Source organism: Rhizohabitans arisaemae (assembly GCF_025996515.1).
In the GTDB taxonomy this organism is placed as follows: domain Bacteria; phylum Actinomycetota; class Actinomycetes; order Streptosporangiales; family Streptosporangiaceae; genus Rhizohabitans; species Rhizohabitans arisaemae.
This window is the reverse complement of the sequence record NZ_BLRH01000032.1, coordinates 1-210: the sequence shown is the minus strand read 5'-3', so window position 1 is coordinate 210 and position 210 is coordinate 1. Positions and strand designations below refer to the sequence as shown.

At 58.1% G+C, this 210-nt stretch carries 1 rRNA gene; it reads right to left on the bottom strand.

The features are described 5' to 3' along the window. Positions 1-210 (bottom strand): 23S ribosomal RNA (locus RUR_RS15330); the annotation flags it as partial.

Below are 210 nucleotides of genomic sequence, written 5' to 3'. Positions count from 1 at the left end.
AGACTCGGTTTCCCTACGGCTCCCCCACACGGGTTAACCTCGCCACACACCATGACTCGCAGGCTCATTCTTCAAAAGGCACGCCATCACCACCCACACCCCATGAATGAGATGCAGGCGCGGCTCTGACGGCTTGTAGGCACACGGTTTCAGGTACTGTTTCACGACCCCTCACCGGGGCACTTTTCACCTTTCCCTCACGGTACTCGT